Source organism: Streptosporangium sandarakinum (assembly GCF_013409935.1).
GTDB lineage: Bacteria > Actinomycetota > Actinomycetes > Streptosporangiales > Streptosporangiaceae > Streptosporangium > Streptosporangium nondiastaticum.
Map to the genome: position 1 here is coordinate 774,110 of NZ_JACCCO010000003.1, position 18,072 is coordinate 792,181.

At 74.4% G+C, this 18,072-nt stretch carries 20 protein-coding genes; 16 read left to right on the top strand and 4 right to left on the bottom strand.

Annotated features, from left to right (window positions below):
- Nucleotides 1–17 precede the first annotated feature (17 nt).
- The 8 genes from HDA43_RS29820 to dmpG all read left to right on the top strand — a co-directional run bounded on the left by HDA43_RS29820 (nt 18) and on the right by dmpG (nt 6,894).
- Nucleotides 18–827 (top strand): 2-keto-4-pentenoate hydratase, encoded by an 810-nt coding sequence (locus HDA43_RS29820; protein ID WP_312873608.1) that lies wholly within the window; start codon nt 18–20, stop codon nt 825–827.
- Nucleotides 824–1,561: a 2-keto-4-pentenoate hydratase gene (locus HDA43_RS29825; protein ID WP_179827577.1), complete on the top strand. Its 738-nt coding sequence runs from the start codon at nt 824–826 to the stop codon at nt 1,559–1,561. Before HDA43_RS29820 ends, HDA43_RS29825 begins: the two co-directional genes overlap by 4 nt.
- Before the next feature lie 35 nt (nt 1,562–1,596).
- Nucleotides 1,597–2,037, top strand: coding sequence for a RidA family protein (locus tag HDA43_RS29830; RefSeq protein WP_312873609.1), 441 nt, complete (start codon nt 1,597–1,599; stop codon nt 2,035–2,037).
- Nucleotides 2,034–2,576, top strand: a complete 543-nt coding sequence (locus HDA43_RS29835; RefSeq protein WP_179827578.1) for a 3-hydroxyanthranilate 3,4-dioxygenase — start codon at nt 2,034–2,036, stop codon at nt 2,574–2,576. The genes HDA43_RS29830 and HDA43_RS29835 overlap by 4 nt, the downstream gene beginning before the upstream one ends.
- A gap of 115 nt (nt 2,577–2,691) precedes the next feature.
- On the top strand, nt 2,692–3,675 hold the full coding sequence (locus tag HDA43_RS29840) for an amidohydrolase family protein (RefSeq protein WP_179827579.1): 984 nt from the start codon (nt 2,692–2,694) through the stop codon (nt 3,673–3,675).
- The gene (locus HDA43_RS29845; protein WP_179827580.1) at nt 3,672–4,982 is read left to right on the top strand and encodes a carboxylesterase family protein; all 1,311 of its coding nucleotides are present in this window, start codon (nt 3,672–3,674) and stop codon (nt 4,980–4,982) included. The genes HDA43_RS29840 and HDA43_RS29845 overlap by 4 nt, the downstream gene beginning before the upstream one ends.
- Nucleotides 4,979–5,887 (top strand): acetaldehyde dehydrogenase (acetylating), encoded by a 909-nt coding sequence (locus HDA43_RS29850; protein ID WP_179827581.1) that lies wholly within the window; start codon nt 4,979–4,981, stop codon nt 5,885–5,887. The genes HDA43_RS29845 and HDA43_RS29850 overlap by 4 nt, the downstream gene beginning before the upstream one ends.
- Entirely contained in the window at nt 5,884–6,894 is a 1,011-nt protein-coding gene (gene dmpG, locus HDA43_RS29855) for a 4-hydroxy-2-oxovalerate aldolase (protein WP_179827582.1), read from the top strand. Before HDA43_RS29850 ends, dmpG begins: the two co-directional genes overlap by 4 nt.
- A gap of 3 nt (nt 6,895–6,897) precedes the next feature.
- On the opposite strand, the gene HDA43_RS35550 is transcribed toward dmpG, so the two are convergent.
- Entirely contained in the window at nt 6,898–7,428 is a 531-nt protein-coding gene (locus HDA43_RS35550) for a CGNR zinc finger domain-containing protein (RefSeq protein WP_179827584.1), read from the bottom strand.
- 74 nt (nt 7,429–7,502) lie between these two features.
- Here HDA43_RS35550 and HDA43_RS29865 point away from each other — a divergent pair, with 74 nt between their 5' ends.
- Entirely contained in the window at nt 7,503–8,375 is an 873-nt protein-coding gene (locus tag HDA43_RS29865) for an arginase family protein (protein WP_179827586.1), read from the top strand.
- A 173-nt stretch (nt 8,376–8,548) separates the two neighbouring features.
- On the opposite strand, the gene HDA43_RS29870 is transcribed toward HDA43_RS29865, so the two are convergent.
- Both HDA43_RS29870 and HDA43_RS29875 read right to left on the bottom strand, forming a co-directional pair.
- A complete protein-coding gene (locus tag HDA43_RS29870) occupies nt 8,549–9,589 on the bottom strand; it encodes a Gfo/Idh/MocA family protein (protein ID WP_179827588.1) in 1,041 nt (346 codons plus the stop codon).
- Nucleotides 9,582–10,676 carry a GntR family transcriptional regulator gene (locus tag HDA43_RS29875; protein ID WP_179827590.1) on the bottom strand — a complete coding sequence of 365 codons (1,095 nt, stop codon included), beginning with the start codon at nt 10,674–10,676 and terminating at the stop codon, nt 9,582–9,584. Before HDA43_RS29875 ends, HDA43_RS29870 begins: the two co-directional genes overlap by 8 nt.
- Nucleotides 10,677–10,993: 317 nt before the next feature.
- Here HDA43_RS29875 and HDA43_RS29880 point away from each other — a divergent pair, with 317 nt between their 5' ends.
- The 6 genes from HDA43_RS29880 to HDA43_RS29905 all read left to right on the top strand — a co-directional run bounded on the left by HDA43_RS29880 (nt 10,994) and on the right by HDA43_RS29905 (nt 16,597).
- The gene (locus tag HDA43_RS29880) at nt 10,994–11,362 is read left to right on the top strand and encodes a hypothetical protein (RefSeq protein WP_179827592.1); all 369 of its coding nucleotides are present in this window, start codon (nt 10,994–10,996) and stop codon (nt 11,360–11,362) included.
- On the top strand, nt 11,313–12,245 hold the full coding sequence (locus HDA43_RS29885) for an RNA-guided endonuclease InsQ/TnpB family protein (RefSeq protein WP_179827594.1): 933 nt from the start codon (nt 11,313–11,315) through the stop codon (nt 12,243–12,245). The genes HDA43_RS29880 and HDA43_RS29885 overlap by 50 nt, the downstream gene beginning before the upstream one ends.
- On the top strand, nt 12,242–12,949 hold the full coding sequence (locus HDA43_RS29890) for a polysaccharide lyase beta-sandwich domain-containing protein (protein ID WP_179827596.1): 708 nt from the start codon (nt 12,242–12,244) through the stop codon (nt 12,947–12,949). The genes HDA43_RS29885 and HDA43_RS29890 overlap by 4 nt, the downstream gene beginning before the upstream one ends.
- A gap of 102 nt (nt 12,950–13,051) precedes the next feature.
- The gene (locus HDA43_RS29895) at nt 13,052–13,801 is read left to right on the top strand and encodes a ZIP family metal transporter (protein WP_179827598.1); all 750 of its coding nucleotides are present in this window, start codon (nt 13,052–13,054) and stop codon (nt 13,799–13,801) included.
- Between the two features lie 643 nt (nt 13,802–14,444).
- Complete coding sequence (locus HDA43_RS29900; protein WP_179827600.1) at nt 14,445–15,662, top strand: Cmx/CmrA family chloramphenicol efflux MFS transporter; 1,218 nt, start codon at nt 14,445–14,447, stop codon at nt 15,660–15,662.
- Nucleotides 15,659–16,597: an MBL fold metallo-hydrolase gene (locus HDA43_RS29905; RefSeq protein WP_179827601.1), complete on the top strand. Its 939-nt coding sequence runs from the start codon at nt 15,659–15,661 to the stop codon at nt 16,595–16,597. The genes HDA43_RS29900 and HDA43_RS29905 overlap by 4 nt, the downstream gene beginning before the upstream one ends.
- A gap of 164 nt (nt 16,598–16,761) precedes the next feature.
- Here HDA43_RS29905 and HDA43_RS29910 read toward each other — a convergent pair whose 3' ends face one another.
- Nucleotides 16,762–17,358 carry an MFS transporter gene (locus HDA43_RS29910; RefSeq protein WP_246424756.1) on the bottom strand — a complete coding sequence of 199 codons (597 nt, stop codon included), beginning with the start codon at nt 17,356–17,358 and terminating at the stop codon, nt 16,762–16,764.
- 93 nt (nt 17,359–17,451) lie between these two features.
- Here HDA43_RS29910 and HDA43_RS29915 point away from each other — a divergent pair, with 93 nt between their 5' ends.
- The gene (locus HDA43_RS29915) at nt 17,452–18,030 is read left to right on the top strand and encodes a TetR/AcrR family transcriptional regulator (RefSeq protein WP_179827602.1); all 579 of its coding nucleotides are present in this window, start codon (nt 17,452–17,454) and stop codon (nt 18,028–18,030) included.
- Nucleotides 18,031–18,072: the final 42 nt, after the last annotated feature.

Genomic DNA, 18,072 nt, shown 5'->3' on the forward strand with positions numbered 1-18,072 from the left:
TGACTGTGAGTTCGTCCGTGACAGAGGAGCGGGAGACGGCGCGGCGGGCCGCCGCGGCCCGGCTGCTGGAGGCCCACGCCTCCGGCCGCCCGTGCGAGCCGGTGCGCGACCTGGTCGGCGACGTGGAGTCCGCCTACGCCGTGCAGAGCCTGCTCACCGAGCGGTGGCTGGCCGAGGGCCGGCGCCCGGTCGGCCGCAAGATCGGGCTGACCAGCAGGGCGGTGCAGCGTCAGCTCGGCGTGGACTCCCCGGACTTCGGGGTGCTGTTCGCCGACATGGCCGTGCCCGACGGCGAGGAGATCCCGGCCGGGGCCGTCCTGCAGCCCCGCGCCGAGGCGGAGGTCGCGCTCGTCCTGGAGCGTGACCTGACGCACGAGCGGCACACGGTCGCCGACGTGATCCGCGCGACGGCCTTCGCGCTGCCCGCGATCGAGGTGGTCGGCAGCCGCGTCCGCGACTGGGACATCACCCTGGCCGACACCGTCGCCGACAACGCCTCCGCGGGCGTGTACGTCCTCGGCACCCGCCCGGTGGCGCTCGGCGACGTCGACCTGCGGCTGGCGGGGATGGTCGTCGAACGGCGGGGCGAGCAGGTCTCGACCGGCGTCGGCGCGGCCTGCCTGGGCCACCCGCTGCACGCGGCGGTGTGGCTGGCCGACACGCTGGCCCGGCTCGGCAGCCCGCTCCGCGCCGGGGACACCGTGCTGACCGGGGCGCTCGGGCCCGTCGTCCCGGTCGCGCCGGGCGACGTGCTGGAGGCCCGCATCGACGGGCTCGGCGACGTGCGGGCCGCGTTCGCCCCCGAGGAGACGGAGGAGAGGGCATGAACCGGCTCGCGGAGATCCTGGACGAGGCCGCGCTGACCGGCCGGGCGGTGCCCCGGCTCACCGACCGGGCCGCGCTGGACGTGCCCGCCGCCTACGAGGTGCAGCGGGCGGTGATCGAACGGCGCCGCGAGCGCGGCGAGACCCTCATCGGGGTCAAGATGGGCTTCACCAGCCGCGCCAAGATGGTCCAGATGGGCGTGGACGACGTCATCTGGGGCCTGCTCACCGACGCCATGCTCGTCGAGTCGCACCTCGACACCTCCGGCCTGATCCACCCGCGCGTCGAACCGGAGATCGCGTTCCTGCTCGACCGGCCGGTGCGCAACCCCGCCGACGCGGCCGCCGCCGTCGGCGCCGTCGCCGTGGGCTACGAGGTGCTCGACTCCCGCTACGAGAACTTCAGCTTCACCCTGGAGGACGTCATCGCCGACAACGCCTCGGCCTGCGGCTTCGGCCTCGGTCCCTGGCACTCCCCGCGCGACGTCGGCAACATCGGCCTGCTGCTGGAGGTGGACGGCCGCCCCGTGGCGAGCGGGTCGTCGGCGGCGATCCTCGGCGACCCGGTGCGGTCGCTGACCGCCGCCGCGCGGCTGGCCCACGCCGCCGGGATCGAGCTGCAGCCGGGCTGGGTCGTCCTCGCCGGCGCGGCCACCGCGGCCGTGCCGCTCCCGGCCGGCGCCCACGTCCGGGTCAGCGGCGCCGGCCTCGGCCACGTGGAGGTGACCACCCGGTGAGCCCCGACAGAACGGACGAGAAGGACGAGGATACGGTGAACGAGAGTACGGTCGGCGACGCGCTGCTGGTCCCGGGCAAGGCCGCGCCGCGCGGCAGGTTCCCGCACGTCAGGCGGGCCGGTGACCTCGTGTTCGTCTCGGGCACCAGCTCCCGCCGCCCCGACGGCACCTTCGCCGGGGCGAAGGCCGACGCGATGGGCACCACCGACCTGGACATCCGCCTGCAGACCAGGGCGGTCATCGACAACATCCGCGACCTGCTCGCCGCGGCGGGCGGGGACCTGCGGGACGTGGTCAGCGTGACGGCCTACCTGGTCAACATGAACGACTTCGGCGGCTACAACGAGGTCTACGGGGAGTACTTCGACGAGAACGGCCCGGCCCGCACCACCGTCGCGGTCCACCAGCTCCCGCACCCGCACCTGCTCATCGAGATCTCCTGCATCGCCCACATCCCGCAAAGGAGCGCAGCATGATGCCGCCCTTCAACCTCCAGAAGTGGATCGACGAGCACCAGGACCTGCTCCGGCCGCCCGTCGGCAACGTGCAGATCTGGAAGGACGCCGACCTGATGGTAACCATCGTGGGCGGGCCCAACCAGCGCACCGACTTCCACGACGACCCGATCGAGGAGTTCTTCTACCAGCTCAAGGGCGACATGGTGCTGCGCGTGATGGAGGAGGAGGGCAGGCCCCCGGTGGACGTGCAGATCCGCGAGGGCGACGTCTTCCTGCTGCCGCCGCACGTGCGGCACTCCCCGCAGCGCCCGGTGCCCGGCTCGATCGGCCTGGTCGTAGAGTACGCCCGGCCCAGCGGCGAGCTGGACGCCTTCGAGTGGTACTGCGTGAACTGCCACCGGCGCGTCCACCGCGCCGAGCTGCAGCTGGAGTCGATCGTCGAGGACCTGCCCCCCGTCTTCCAGGCGTTCTACGACGGCGACCGCACCTGCCCGCACTGCGGGACGACGCACCCCGGCCGGGACTGGCCCGAGCACATGCGGCCGGTGGTCCGGTGACCGGGCGGAGCGGGCGCCCGCCCGCGGGCACGGGAACGGGTACGGCGGGCACGGCACCGTTCCCGGCGGACGCGAGGCCCGGCGCGGCGGGCACGGGATCGGGGGAAGCGTCCGCATGACGGTCATCGACGTCCACGCCCACGTCTTCCCGCGCATCTCCCGGGAGGAGAGCCGGGTCCTCGCGGGCGCCGGCGAGCCCTGGCTGCGCGACGGCATGATGATGAGCGGCGAGGACGACTACCGCCCCGTCACCCCCGAGCTGTGGGACGCCGCGGCGCGCCTTGCGGCGATGGACCGCTCCGGCGTGCGGGTGCAGGCGGTCTCCTCGACGCCGCTGCTGTTCGGGTACGCCGCCGCCGCCGACCGCGCCGCCGACTGGTGCGAGATGGTCAACGACCGCATCCTCGCCTACTGCGCCCAGGACCCCGCCCGGCTGCTGCCGCTGTGCCAGGTCCCGCTGCAGGACCTGGAGCTGGCGAGCACGGCGGTCACCAAGGCCAAGGCGGCCGGGCACCGCGGGGTGCACATCGGCAACCACGTGGGCCCCCGCAACCTCGACGACCCCGACATCGTCGCGTTCCTCGCCCACTGCGCCGACGAGGACATGCCGGTGCTCGTGCACCCGTGGGACATGCTCGCCGCGGACCGCATGGGACGCTACATGCTGCCGTGGCTGGTCGGGATGGGCGCCGAGACCCAGCTCGGCATCCTGTCGCTGATGCTCTCCGGCGCGTTCGAGCGGCTGCCCTCGTCGCTGCGGCTCTGCTTCTGCCACGGCGGAGGCAGCTTCGCCTTCCTCCTCGGCCGCGCCGACAACGCCTGGCGTAACCGCGACATCGTCCGGAAGGACTCGCCCAGGCCGCCCTCGGCGTACACCGACCGCTTCTACGTCGACTCGGCGGTGTTCGACCCGCGCGCGCTGCGCCTGCTCATCGACGTGATGGGCGCCGACCGGGTCATGCTCGGCACCGACTTCCCCTTCCCGCTGGGCGAGCAGGAGCCGGGCTCGACCGTCCGGGAGTGCCCCGGCCTCGACGACGCGGAGCGGGCCGCGATCCTCGGCGGCAACGCGAAGAGGTTCCTGGGGCTGGACTCATGACCGGGCGGAGCGGCGCCCCCGGCGGGCTCGGCACGCTCGGCGTCCCCGGCGGCCCCTCCGCCCCGGCCGCGGCGCCGGGACGCGACGCCCCCGGCGGGCCCCCCGCCGGGGGAGGCGCGGCGCCCCTCGCGCACACCCCCCTGGGGACGCTGCGGGGCCTCGACGCCGGAGGCGTCCTCGCGTTCAGGGGCGTGCGGTACGCGGCCCCGGCCCGCCGCTTCGCCGCCCCCGTCCCCGCCCGGCCGTGGCGGGGCGTCGCCGACGCCCTCACCCCCGGCCCGCCCGCGCCGCAGCGGCCCGGCCGGATGGCCTGGGTGCCCGGCCTGGAGATCGACCCGTCCACCGGCCGCGAGGACTGCCTGTACCTGAACGTCTGGACCTCCTCGTGCGCGGGACGGCGGCCGGTGCTGGTGCTCCTGCACGGCGGCGCGTTCGTGTTCGGCTCCGGCGCGCAGCGCATGTACGACGGCGCCGCGCTCGCCCGCGACCACGGCCTCGTCGTGGTGACCGTGAACTACCGGCTCGGCTACGCCGGGTTCCGGTACGACGACGCCGTCCCGGCCAACCTCGCCCTGCGCGACCAGATCGCCGCACTGGAGTGGGTGCGCGGCAACATCTCCGCGTTCGGCGGCGACCCGGACCGGGTGACCCTCGCCGGCCACTCGGCGGGCGGCACCAGCGTCCTGGCCCTGATGACCTGCGCCCCCGGCCTGTTCACCCGGGCCGTGGCGATGAGCCCGGTGCCGTACGGCTTCGCCACCCCGGCCGAGGCCGCCGCCTGGACCTCGGCGGCCGGCCGCGCGCTCGGCGCGGACCCCGTCGGCGCGGCCGTGGACGACCTGCTGGCCGCCGAGGGCGCGGCCGTACGGGCCGTTCCGCCGGTGGGCGGGCTGCTGCCGGTCGCGCCCGTGGTGGACGGCGACCTGCTGGCCGTCCACCCGATGGAGGCGATCCGGTCGGGCGCCGCCGCCCCGGTGCCGCTCCTGGTGACGAGCACGACCGAGGAGATGCGGCTGTTCGCCGCGATCGGCGGCGACGACCCGGAGAACCAGGAGATCTTCCAGCGGCCCGCGGAGGAACTCGTCAGGGCGCACCGGGGCCCCGCCCGGCTGCTGGTGTGCGCCCACCGTTCGCCCATGAGCCACGGCGGCGTCGCGCTCGGCGCCTGCCACCTCGTGGACGTGCCCCTCTACCTCGGCAACCACGGCACCCCCCTGACCGGGGAGGGGCCCGGGGTGGAGGAGCTCGCCGACTCGATGACCAAGGAGTTCGCCCGGTTCTGCCGCGGCGAGGAGGAAACGGAATGAGCAGAGCCAAGGTCGCGATCATCGGCTCGGGCAACATCGGCACCGACCTGATGATCAAGGTGATCAGGACGTCGAAGACGCTGGAGGTCGCGGCGATGGCCGGGATCGACCCCGCCTCCGACGGCCTGGCCAGGGCCCGCCGCATGGGCGTGGCGACCACGCACGAGGGCGTAGAGGGCCTGATCGGGCTGCCCTGCTTCGACGACGTCTCGGTGGTGCTGGACGCCACCTCGGCCGGGGCGCACCGGCGCAACGAGGCGGCGCTGCGCCCGTACGGCAGGCGGCTGATCGACCTGACGCCCGCGGCGATCGGCCCCTACGTCGTCCCGGCCGTCAACCTCGACCGCCACCTGGACGAGGACAACGTGAACATGGTCACCTGCGGCGGGCAGGCCACCGTGCCGATCGTCGCCGCGGTGTCGCGCGTGGCCCCCGTCGCCTACGCCGAGATCGTCGCCTCGATCGCCTCCCGGTCGGCCGGCCCCGGGACCCGCGCCAACATCGACGAGTTCACCGAGACCACGTCGCGCGCCCTGGAGGTCGTCGGCGGCGCCCGGCGCGGCAAGGCCATCATCGTGCTCAACCCGGCCGAGCCGCCCGTCATCATGCGCGACACCGTGTACTGCCTGGTCCCCGAGTGCGACCCGGCCGCGGTCACCGCGTCGGTGAAGGAGATGGTCGCCGAGGTCGCCGCCTACGTGCCCGGCTACCGGCTCAAGCAGGAGGTGCAGTTCCGCGCCGTCGGCGGCGGCGACCCCCTCGCCGGCCTCGGGGGCGAGGGGATGCTCGTCTCGGTGTTCCTGGAGGTCGAGGGCGCCGCCCACTACCTGCCCGCGTACGCCGGCAACCTGGACATCATGACGTCGGCGGCGCTGCGCGTCGCGGAGAGGACGGCCGTCCGATGAAGCTCTACGTGCAGGACGTGACCCTGCGGGACGGCATGCACGCCATCCGCCACCGCTACACCGCCGAGCAGGTCGCCGCGATCGCCGGGGCCCTCGACCGGGCCGGCGTCGCCGCGGTCGAGATCGCGCACGGCGACGGGCTCGCCGGCGGCAGCGTCAACTACGGCCCCGGGGCGTGCCTCGACGAGGAGTGGATCGAGGCCGCAGCCTCGGCCATGTCCCGCGCCGTGCTGACCACGCTGCTGCTGCCCGGCATCGGCACCGTCGCCGACCTGCGCCGCGCCCACGCGCTGGGCGTGCGGTCGGTGCGGGTGGCGACCCACTGCACGGAGGCCGACATCGCCGCCCAGCACATCGGCGTCGCCCGCGAGCTCGGCATGGACGTCGCGGGGTTCCTCATGATGTCGCACATGGCGCCGCCCGCCGAGCTGGCGCGGCAGGCGAAGCTGATGGAGTCCTACGGCGCGCACTGCGTCTACGTCACCGACTCCGGCGGCCGTCTCACCATGGACGGCGTACGCGAGCGGGCCCGCGCCTACCGCGACGTCCTCGACCCCGGCACCGAGATCGGCGTGCACGCGCACCACAACCTGGGGCTCGGCGTCGCCAACTCGGTGGTCGCGGTGGAGAACGGCGTGACCCGCGTGGACGCCTCCCTCGCCGGGATGGGCGCCGGCGCGGGCAACTGCCCGCTGGAGGCGTTCGTCGCGGTGGCCGACCTGATGGGCTGGGACCACGGCTGCGACCTCTTCGCGCTGATGGACGCCGCCGACGACCTGGTCCGGCCGCTGCAGAGCCGGCCCGTCCAGGTCGACCGGGAGACGCTCACGCTCGGCTACGCGGGGGTCTACTCCAGCTTCCTGCGCCACGCGGAGGACGCCGCGGCCCGCTACGGGCTGGACACCCGGAGCATCCTCGTCGAGGCGGGCCGCCGCGGGATGGTCGGCGGGCAGGAGGACATGATCGTCGACATCGCCCTCGACCTGCGGACCTCCCGGGACGGCTGAGGGTCAGCGGCGGCGGGCGCGTGAGACGGCGGCGTGGGCGCGGTTGGCGCAGCGGGTGGAGCAGAACATGCGGCGCCCCGGGCGGCTCCGGTCGAGGAAGGCGTCGCGGCAGCGGGCGGCGGCGCACAGGCGCAGGCGTTCCCACTCGCCCGAGGACGCCAGGGACAGCAGGTCGTCGATGGCGCGGGCGGCCAGCAGAACGGACAGGCGGTCCTCCGCGGGCGCCGGGCGGAGCAGGGGCAGGCCGTCGGCCACGGTGATCGCCGGGCGCAGGGGCAGGGTGCCGGCCCAGGCGGCGAGGGCGGCGGCGCGGCCGGCGGGCGCCGTGGCGAGGATCTCGCGCAGCCGGGCGCGGGTCTCGCGGGCCTCGGCGAGGTCCGCGGGGGTCGGGGGCGCGGGCACGGGGATCGACAGCGCCCGGCAGAACAGGGCGAGCGCCTCCACGGACGGAAGGCGCTCGGGGACGTCGAGGTATTCGTCCCAGGTGTTGGCCAGGTCCAGCGCCACCAGGCCGGTTTCCGCGTATTCCCGCATCCGAGCGCCTCCGATAACGACTTAACTCAATTTAACCCATGACAACGCCGGAGTCGACTGCTAGCGTCAGGTGTATGAAGCAGGTAACTACTGACAGGCGGCTCACGCTCCTCGACGCGCCCTCCAACCTCGGGCTGCGGCCACCCGCCCCGGACACGGTGCCGGGCGTTTACAAGGCACCCTGGGCACTGCGCGATCACGGGCTGCTCCGGCGGCTCGGCGCGGACGACGCGGGAGCCGCGGTGCCGCCCCGGTACGTGGCCACCTGGCAGCCGGGCGACGGCGTGCGCAACGGACAGGCCATCGCGGCGTACACCCGGCGGCTGGCCGGCCGGATCGCCGCGATCAGGGAGTCGGGCGGCTTCCCCGTGGTGCTGGGCGGGGACTGCTCGATCCTGCTCGGGCCCGCCCTCGCGCTGCGCCGCACCGGCCGGTACGGACTGGCCTACCTGGACGCGCACGCCGACTTCCGGCACCTGGGCAACTCCCCGCACGTCGGGGCGGCCGGCGGGGAGAGCGTCGCGCTGGTGACCGGGCGCGGCGAGCCGCACCTGGTGGACATCGACGGGCTGCGGCCGTACGTGCGCGACGAGGACGTGCTGCTGATCGGCGTGCGGGAGGACGAGGTCCTCGCCGACATCGAAGGCAGCGGGCTGGCCTGCGTGAGCGGCGCCGAGGGGGCGCTGGAGGCGGCGCGCGGGACGCTGGGGCACGACGGCTTCTGGATCCACCTCGACGCCGACGTGCTGGACCCGGAGATCCTCTCGGCGGTCGACTCGCCGGCGCCGGGCGGGATGACGCCGGACGAACTCGTCGGGATCCTGCGCGGACTGCTCGCCATGCCGGGGGCCGCCGGGCTCCAGGTGACGATCTTCGACCCCGACCTCGACCCCGACGGCGCCCAGGCCGCCCTTCTGGCGGACCTCCTGGTGGCGGCGCTCACGTGACCGTCCCCCGTGGACCTCGACCCGCGTGAGCGATCGGTCCTCGGACCTCCCCGGCGAGCCCTGGGACGCGCGGGTGCCGTACCCGGGGTGACCGGAGCGCCGGCGGACGGCCTTCGGTGACCTCGGAATCCTGTCCTTCGAGGCCGGCGGAGTCGATGAACTCGTCGCGGTCCTCAACGTGACCCGGACGGGCCGATGTCCTCCGCCGGGATCGGCACCGGGGCACGGCGGGCCGCCGAGGCGTAGGCCGCCAGCACGACCCCCAGAACGTGCCGCCCGTGCGACCCGGTCACCGCCGGTTCCCGGCCGGTCCGCACCGCCCCGGCGAAGTCGGCGAGCTGGGCGGCGAAGGCCGCGGGGACGTCGTCGCCGCCCGGCCGGTGCAGCCAGGCCGTCACGCCGTCCCGGCGCAGCGCCGTACCGGTGTGGGGGGAGATCGACAGCGTGCCGCGCTCGCCGACGACGACGACCTCGTCGTGCGGGGCGGGCGGGCCGGTGGAGGTCACCGCGACCTGCGCGGCCAGGCCGCCCGCCAGCGTCAGCCTGACCAGCGCGTCGGTCTCCACGGGGGAGAAGCCGTCCGGGCCGGTGGCGGGCAGGGAGCTGGTCGTCGAGGCGTCCACCCGCTCGACCCGCCGGCCCGACAGCCACACCAGCCGGTCCACGCTGTGCGCGCCGATGTTGATGAACACCCCTCCGCCGGACAGCCCGGGGTCGAGGAACCAGCCGGGCCGCGAGCCGGGCCGGTAGTCGGAGCCGCGCCGGTCGGACATCATCAGCGGCTCACCGATCCTTCCGGCCGCCAGGGCCGCCATCGCCGCGGCCTTGTCGGGCAGGAAGCGCTGGACGTGCCCGACGGCCAGCCGTACCCCGGCGGCGGCGCAGGCGGCGATCATCAGGTCGCAGTCGGCGAGCGAGGTGGCCATGGGCTTCTCGACCAGGACGTGCAGTCCGGCGGCGGCGGCGTCGCACACGATCGCGGTGTGCAGCGCGTGCGGGGTGGCGACCACCACCGCGTCCACCTCCCCCGAGGAGAGCAGCGCGCGGTGGTCCGGGTACACCGGCGCGCCGTGGGGCGCGGCGACCCGGCGCGCGGCCTCCGGGTCCACGTCGCACACCGCGCCCACCCGCACGCCGGGCACCCGCGGCGCCGCCTCGGCGTGCAGCACGCCGACGGCGCCCGCGCCGACCAGTCCCAGACGCAGCTCAGCCATCGGCGGCCTCCCTCGGGTGGGCGCCGCACGACCGGCGCACGACGACGCCGGGGCGCAGCCGTATCTGATGGCGGGGCAGGTCGGGCTCACCCAGGCGGCGGAGCAGGAGCTCGGCCGCCTGACGGCCGAGATGCCGCTTGGGCGGGGAGACGGCGGTGAGCGGCACCTCCGCCAGCTCGGCGATCTCGTCGTCGTAGGAGACGACGGCCAGGTCGCCCGGTACGGCCAGGCCCGCCCGCCGGGCGGCGGAGACCACCATGATGGCCTCGCGGTCGCCGAAGCAGACGACGGCCGTGGCGCCCTCGGCCACGACCCGGCGCACCTGCGCGTCGGCGATCTCGGAGTCCCACTCGCCGTACGGGACGGAGAACGGCTCGGTGGCCCGCAGGCGCAGGCCCGCGACGGCGGCGGCGAAGCCCCTGCCGACCGGGGCGCTGGTGGGGTTGCCCGAGCGGGACAGCAGGGCGAGGCGGGTGTGGCCGAGCGAGGCCAGGTGGCGCACGGCCGCGTACGCCCCGGCCACGTGGTCGGTGCGGACGTGCTCGCTGGGGTCGTCGCCGTCGTCCAGGCCGCGCTCGATCAGCACGGTGGGCACCGGCAGGGCGGCGAGGCGGCGGACGAGCGCGGCGGGGTCGGCGCTGCCCAGCAGGGTGGGGACGACGAGCAGGCCGTCCACCCCGGAGTCGAGCATGCGCCGCAGCGCGGCGTCCTCCTCCTCGGGCCGGTAGCGGGAGCAGGTCAGCAGCAGCCGCGCCCCGGCGGCGGTCAGCACCTCCTCGACGCCCTCCAGCACCTTGGGGTAGTACAGGGCGGTGTCCGGCACGACCACGCCGACCATCGCGGCCCCGCCGTGGACGGTCATGGTCCGCGGGACCGCGAAGGTGCCCGCCCCCTGCCGCCGGATCACGAGCCCCTCGGCGACGAGCTCGTCCACCGCGCGGCGGACGGTGGTGAGGCTGACCCGGTGCGCCCTGGCGAGCTCCTGCTCGGTGGGCAGCTTCGCGCCGCCCGCCCAGACGCCCGAGCGGATCGCGGTGCGCAGGTCGGTGGCGAGCTTGCGGAACTTCAGCTCCCGTGAGTCGGGCACGGCGTCACCCGCCGCCCGGTGCGGCGCCGGGGCCGGACGGTCCTCGGAACGGGGGGCCGGGCGTCCGGCGGCGGGGGAGGGGGCGGTTCAACGGGCACTCCTGCGGGATCCGGGCCCCTTGTCTGAGGAGAAGGGGATGACGGCATCCTGATCATGGATTCATCCCGTCGTCAACGGATGATTCAAAGAGGAATCCGGTAAATCCCGGGTCACCGAGCGTCGGCAGACGACAGATCCGGAAAAATCGGCGATTAGTTCTTTATTCATATGTTTTTCCTCCCGTTGGATACGGCCAGTCCGATCCCAGGGAGGCACCCGTGGTGGAGATCACTCGCAGGACCGCGCTCCGGGCCGGCGCGGCGGGCGTGGCCGGAGCCGTGCTCCCGCTCCCCGGCGCGGCGCCCGCCGCCGGCCGGACGGCCGCCCGCGACGCCGCGCCCGGGGGCCCCGGGGACCTGGAACGGCGCGCGCTGGCCATGGACTCGCCGGTCTTCCTGCTGGAGACCGCCGTCCCGCCTGCGTTCGGCGATGGTGTGCTCGCCGGGGTGGTGCGCGGGGTTGGCGCGGTCGCCGAGGTGTTCACGGATCACCCGGATCCCATGCGTTCGGTCATGATCGGGTGGCACGATGAGGGCCGTGCGGCTTCGTTACCGGTACCGGCTCTATCCGACGCCCGCCCAGCGTGAGGCGCTGGCCAAGGCGTTCGGGTGCGCGCGGGTGGTGTTCAACGACGGGCTGCGCGCTCGCCAGGTGGCCCGAGAGGCGGGCCTGCCGTACGTCTCGGACGGGGAGTTGTCCAAGCGGGTCATCACCGCGGCGAAGAAGACGCCGCAGCGCTCCTGGCTGGGCGAGGTCTCCGCCGTGGTGCTCCAGCAGGCCTCGGCAGACCTCAACGCCGCCTACCGCGCCTTCTTCGCCCCGGTCACCGGTAAGCGCAAGGGGCCGAAGGTCGCCGCTCCCCGGTTCCGGTCGAAGAAGGACAACCGACAGGCGATCCGTTTCACGAGGAACGCCCGCTTCGCGGTCACGGTGGGTGGGAGGCTGAGCCTGCCGAAGATCGGCGACGTAGACGTGCGGTGGTCGCGGGATCTGCCGTCGGAGCCCTCCAGCGTCACGGTCATCCAGGACGCGGCCGGGCGGTACTTCGCCCACAAGCTCTCTGCGAGCATCATCCGCGACAACCAAGCGGTGCATGTGGAGAACCTGTCGGTGAGGGGCCTGGCGCGCACGAAGCTGGCCAGGAGCGTCCACGACGCGGGCTGGTCACAGTTCGTCGGGATGCTGGAATACAAGGCGAAGCGGTACGGGCGGACACTGGTCAAGATCGATCGGTGGTTTCCCTCGTCGAAGCGGTGTTCGGCGTGCGGGGCCGTCGCCGAGACCATGCCGCTTTCCGTCCGGTCGTGGATCTGCGCCTGCGGGGTGGCCCATGACCGGGACGTGAACGCGGCGATCAACATCCTGGTCGCCGGACGGGCGGACAGGCGAAACGCCTGTGGAGACCCGGTAAGACCACCCATCGTGGTGGCTCAGGTCGACGAAGCAGGAAGCCGCAGAGGTGCCGCGTGACGCGGCGCGGGCTGAATCTCCGACCTTCAGGCCGGGGAGCGCGTCAATACCTGGCACCCGGGCAGCGGATCGGCCTGACCCGGCCGGCCCAGACCTCCCGCGACAACGCGACCGAGGCGCCGATCACCGGCGACTTCGCCACCGCCTGGATCAGGCACGGCGTCTCACCCCGCGACGGCGGGTACGAGTACGCGATGGTGGTCGGCGCCACCCCCGAGCGGATGGCCGCCTTCGCCGCCGCGATGGACGACCCGGCGGCCGCGCCGTACACCGTGCTGCGCGCCGACACGGCCGCGCACGTGGTGCGCGACCGGGCCACCGGGATCACCGGCTACGCGGTCTCCGCGCCTCTGAAGGACGCCGAGGGGCCCGTGCGCGAAGTGGACACGCCCTCCATGGTGCTCGTCAGGGCCGACGGGGACGACGGGCTGGCGCTGGCGGTGTGCGACCCCGACCTGCGGCTCTATGGCGGGATCGACCCCGACCAGTACGAGCGCGGCCGCTACGTCGGCCACTACAGCCCCTGGTCGCGGCCGTGGCTGACCAGCCCGAGCCACCCGCACCTGATGCGGGTGACGCTGCGGGGACGCTGGCGCGCCGACGGCGACCAGCCGTGCGAGGCGCGGGTGCGGGGCGAGGCGACCGCGGTGCGGTTCGAGACCGTGGACGGCCGGCCGGTGCAGGCGCGCCTGCGGCAGGCGTGACCGGGTGGTCGCTGATCGGGTGGTATCTCCGCTGAAGGGTGGGTAGCGACCTTCGACGCGAGGACGCGCCGGCGCCCGGCCGGCGCGGGAACGGAGAGCACCGTGCCGCAGTGGGTCGAGGCGGGGCTGTGGGGGCTGGTCGCCGGCGGCGCCCTGGTCATCGGGGCGGCGGTCGCCTGGACGGTACGGGTGCCGCCCCGGGTGATCGCCTCGATCATGGCCTTCGGCGCCGGCGTGCTGATCTCCGCGCTGGCGTTCGACCTCGTCGACGAGGCCGAACGCTCCGGAGGGCTGGTCCCGGCCATGACCGGGTTCCTCGCCGGGGCGGTGGCCTACGTCGCGGCCAACGCCCTGCTGTCCCGGCACGGCGCCCGGCACCGCAAGCGCTCCGGGGACCAGCAGGCCGGTGAGAGCGAGTCGCCGGGCAGCGGCGCCGCCATCGCCGTCGGGGCACTGCTCGACGGCGTCCCCGAGTCCGTCGTGCTCGGCCTGTCGCTGCTGCACGGAGGCGAGGTCGGCGTCGCGGTGCTGGCCGCCATCTTCATCTCCAACGTCCCCGAGGGACTCTCCAGCGCCGCGGGCATGAAGCGGGCCGGCCGCGGCGCCCGGTACGTCTTCGGCGTCTGGGGCGGCATCGCGCTGGCCAGTGCCGCGGCGGCCTGCGTCGGTTATCTCACCCTGCAGAACGCCTCCCCGGCCCCCGTCGCGCTCATCACCGCCGTCGCCGCCGGGGCCATCCTCGCGATGATCGCCGACACCATGATCCCCGAGGCGTTCGAGCGGACCCATGTCCTCACCGGGCTCATCACCACCGTCGGCTTCCTCACCGCCTTCGTCATCGAACGTCTCTGACGCCGCACCCCGTCCGGGACCGGAGCGGCGGTGGTCGCGGGTGCCGGGATCGCGGCCGGAACCCGCACCCGCGTCCACCCGGACCGGTGGGCCCGGACGGCCGCGGCGCGGCGGGCCGGGCTTCGCACCCCGCGTCCGCCCGGACCGGTGGCGGTCCCCCGATGGGTGATCGGCGCGATGGACGGGGTGTTCGCGGCGGGGCTAGGATGCGGTCCATGTCCAGCCCCGAGGCGTCAAGACGCTAGCCACCGGTTGTTCGGTGGCCGACCGTGATCCCGTGCTGAAGCGCCGTCGCATCCGAGACGCCGCGCTCCTTCGCCGTATCCGCCGCTGAACATCCGTCGTACGGGCTTCCTCCTCCCGGGTTCCGCGTCGCCGTGCCCGCCGTCGCGGTCACGCGCGGTGACGCCTCCTCCCCGGGTGCTTCCAGGTCCTTCCACGCGGTGATCCCGCGCGGCCGGCCGGTCCTGCCGCTCCGAGCGGCGCCCGGCCGTGGCCGCCGCGGCGGCTCGCCGCGCCCTCATCGCTTCGAAGCCGCTTCAGGTCGCTTCGGAGTCCTTCCGGAACCGCTCCGGAGGGGCTCCGGAAGGACTCCGGAGCCGCTTCGCACCATTCCGACCACGACACGGTTGTGAGTTCTCGTATGCCAATCGTCATCTACATGCTCGGGCTGGCGGTCTTCGCCCAGGGGACGTCCGAGTTCATGCTGTCGGGGCTCATCCCCGAGATCGCCGGTGACCTGGGAGTCTCCGTCCCGGCCGCCGGAACGCTGACCTCGGCCTTCGCCGTGGGAATGATCGTCGGCGCGCCGCTGACGGCCGTCCTCAGCCTGCGGTGGCCGAGACGGCGGGCGCTGCTGGTCTTCCTGGTGGCCTTCACGCTCGTGCACGTCGCCGGGGCGGTCACCACCGACTTCGGCGTCCTGCTGGCGACCCGGGTCGTCGCGGCGCTGGCCAACGCCGGGTTCCTGGCCGTGGGCCTCGCGACGGCGGCCGGCCTGGCCGGGCCCGCCGCCAAGGGCCGGGCCACCGCCGTCCTGCTGGGCGGCGTCACCCTCGCGTGCGTCGCGGGCGTGCCCGCCGGCGCCGTGCTCGGCCAGATGTGGGGCTGGCGCTCGGCGTTCTGGGCGGTGGCCGCCGTCTCGGCGCCGGCCGTCCTCGCGATCCTGCGCTCGGTCCCGGCGGCGCCGCCGGACGCGGCCGTGCCCGGCGCGCGACGGGAGCTGCGGGCGCTGCGCCGTCCCCGGCTGCTGGTGACCCTGTCGCTGGGCGCGCTCGTGAACGGCGCGACCTTCTGCGCCTTCACCTACCTGGCGCCGCTGGTCACCGACGTCGGCGGGTTCGGCCCGGGATGGGTCCCGGTCTTCCTGGCGCTGTTCGGCCTGGGGTCGTTCGCCGGTGTGACCGTCGGCGGCCGCGTGTCGGACGAGCGGCCGATGCGGCTGCTGGTGCCCGGCGGCTTGGCCCTGGCCGTGGGCTGGCTGCTTCTCATGGCGACCGCGGACGCGCCGGCCTGGGTGTTCGTGCTCGTCTTCGTCCAGGGCGCGCTGTCCTTCGCCGTCGGCTCCACACTGATCACCCGGGCGCTCTACGAGGCCGTCGAGGCGCCCTCCCTGGGCGGCTCGTTCGCGACCGCCGCCCTCAACGTGGGCGCGGCCGTGGGTCCCGTGCTGGGTGGCGCCGCCATCGGCGCGGGGCTCGGCTACCGCTCCCCGCTGTGGGTGAGCGCGCTGCTGGTGGCGCTGGCGTTCGTCACGGCCGGCGCGGCCCTGGCCGTACGGCGCCGCCGGTCGCCCGCCCGGGACGATTCCGGGGATCTTCGTGATCTCCGGGCGCGTCAGGGCGGAGAATCCCCGTCATGAGCTCATCGCATCACGACCATCCGCTGCCCTCCGCCCGCGTCGAGGAGGTCTCCGACGGCGTCTACGCCTACGTCCAGCCCGACGGGAGCTGGTGGATCAACAACACCGGTTTCCTCGTCGGGCGGCACGGGGTGATCTGCGTGGACTCCTGCGCCACCGAGCGGCGCACCCTGGCCTACCGCGAGGCGATCAGGTCGGTCACCGGCCTGCCGGTGACGACGCTGGTCAACACCCACCACCACGGTGACCACACCTTCGGCAACTTCGCCTTCCCCGAGGCGACGATCGTCGGGCACGAGCGGACCCGGGAGACGATCCTCGCCGAGGGCGTCCCCGCGTACCGGACGACGGCCTGGACGGCGGTCGACTGGGGCCGGTCGGAGGTCAGCCCGCCCTTCCTGACCTACGCCGACGGAGTCACCCTGTACTCCGATGAGCTGCGCTGCGAGGTCCGCCACGTCGGCCGTCCCGCGCACACCACCAACGACTCGATCGTGTGGATCCCCGAGCGGTCGCTGCTGTTCGCCGGGGACCTGGTGTTCAACGGGGGCACGCCGTTCGTGATGATGGGATCGGTGACGGGGTCCATCGAGGCGCTGGACGAGCTGGAGACACTGGGCGCGCGGACGATCGTGCCGGGGCACGGCGACGTGTGCGGGCCGGAGGTGATCGACCGGGTGCGGGGCTACCTGCGGTTCGTGATGGCCACCGCCGAGCTGGGCCGGTCGGCGGGCCTGACGCCGCTGGAGGCGGCGCGCGAGACCGGCCTCGGCGAGTACGGCGGGCTGCTCGACCCCGAGCGGATCGTCGGCAACCTGCACCGGGCCTACGCCGAGCTGGACGGCCTGCCCCGGGGCGAGTCCATCGACTTCGCCGCGGCGCTGTCGGACATGATCGCCTACAACGGCGGCAGGCCGCTGACCTGCCTGGCCTGACCGGTCCGCGTCCCGGGGCGGTCGGACGCCCCGGGACGCGGACCGCCGCGGGCTCGCCGGGTACGGCGCCCGCCGTCCCGTTTCCCGTGCCGGACCCCGCCGCGCCGCGGAGCGCGGGAAAGGCGGGGGGCCGGCGGCGCCGTGCACCCCTCGGACTCCTCGGCCTACCGCCCCGGGCGGCCGGGGGTGAGCACCGCGGCGATCACCAGGCCGATGGGGACGTTGATGCGGAAGACCCAGGGCCATCCGAGGCCGGCGGTGAGCAGGCCGCCCAGGAGGACGCCGAGCGCGGCGCCACCGCCGCCGAGCGCCGACCAGATGCCCAGTGCCCTGTTCCGCTCCTCCCCGTCGAACAGGGACACCACCAGGGACAGGGCGGCGGGGGAGAGGAGCGCGGCTCCGACGCCCTGTGCGACGCGACCGCCCACGAGCATGCCCGCGGAGCCGGCCAGGCCGGTGACCAGCGATGCGGCGGTGAAGACCAGCAGGCCGGCGAGCATCACGCGCTTGGCGCCGAGCAGGTCGGTGATCCGCCCTCCGAGCGGCATCAGCCCGCCGAAGGTGAGGGTGTAGGCGCTGACCGTCCAGGCCACCGCCTCGCGGCTGAGCCCCAGGTCCGTCTCCATGTGGGGCAGCGCGATGGCCACCACCGTGACGTCGAGGATCAGCATGAGCTGTGCCACGCCGAGAAAGCCGAGGATGCGCCACCTCGCCGGGTGGGCGGGACGGGGTGATGTCTCCGCCGCCGTCGGTTGGGTCATTGGAGCCCTCCATACATGTAACTCGTACTACCATGTATGAGCTTTCACTGTAGACCGTAACTCGTATGTATGCATACGGGTTAAGCTGGAGACATGACCGCACCATCCGCGCGCCCCAGGCGCCGAGCCGACGCCGAGCGCAGCATCGCCCGAATCGTTTCCGCGGCGCGCACCCTGCTGAGCGCGGACCCGAGCGCGACCACGGACGACATCGCGCGTGCCGCGGGGGTGGGGCGGATGACGGTGTACGGGCACTTCCGTACGCGAGCCGACCTGGTCGAGGCCGCCCTGAGGGACGCGATACGAGCCGGCGACGAGACCCTCGCGGCCGTGGACCTGGCCGGAGACGCCCGCGGGGCCGTCACCCGCCTGCTGGCGTCGAGCTGGGAGGTCGTGGCGGAGTCGGCGGCCCTGCTGGCCGCGGCCGCGGAGGTCCTTCCCGCGGGGCGGGTGCACGAGCTTCACGCCGAGCCCGTCCGCCGGATGACCGAACTCATCAGCAGCGGCCGGGACCAGGGCGTCTTCCGCGCGGATCTGCCGGTCGGCTGGCTGGTCAGCGTCGTGCAGTACATCCTGCACGGGGCCGCGGAGGAGGTGCGCGCGGGCCGCCTCGCCTCGGAGGAGGCCGCGGACACGGTCACGAAATCCGTCCTGTCCGTCCTCACCGGCTAGACACGCCGGCCACCCTCGCGCGGTCGCGGTCGCGGTTGCGGT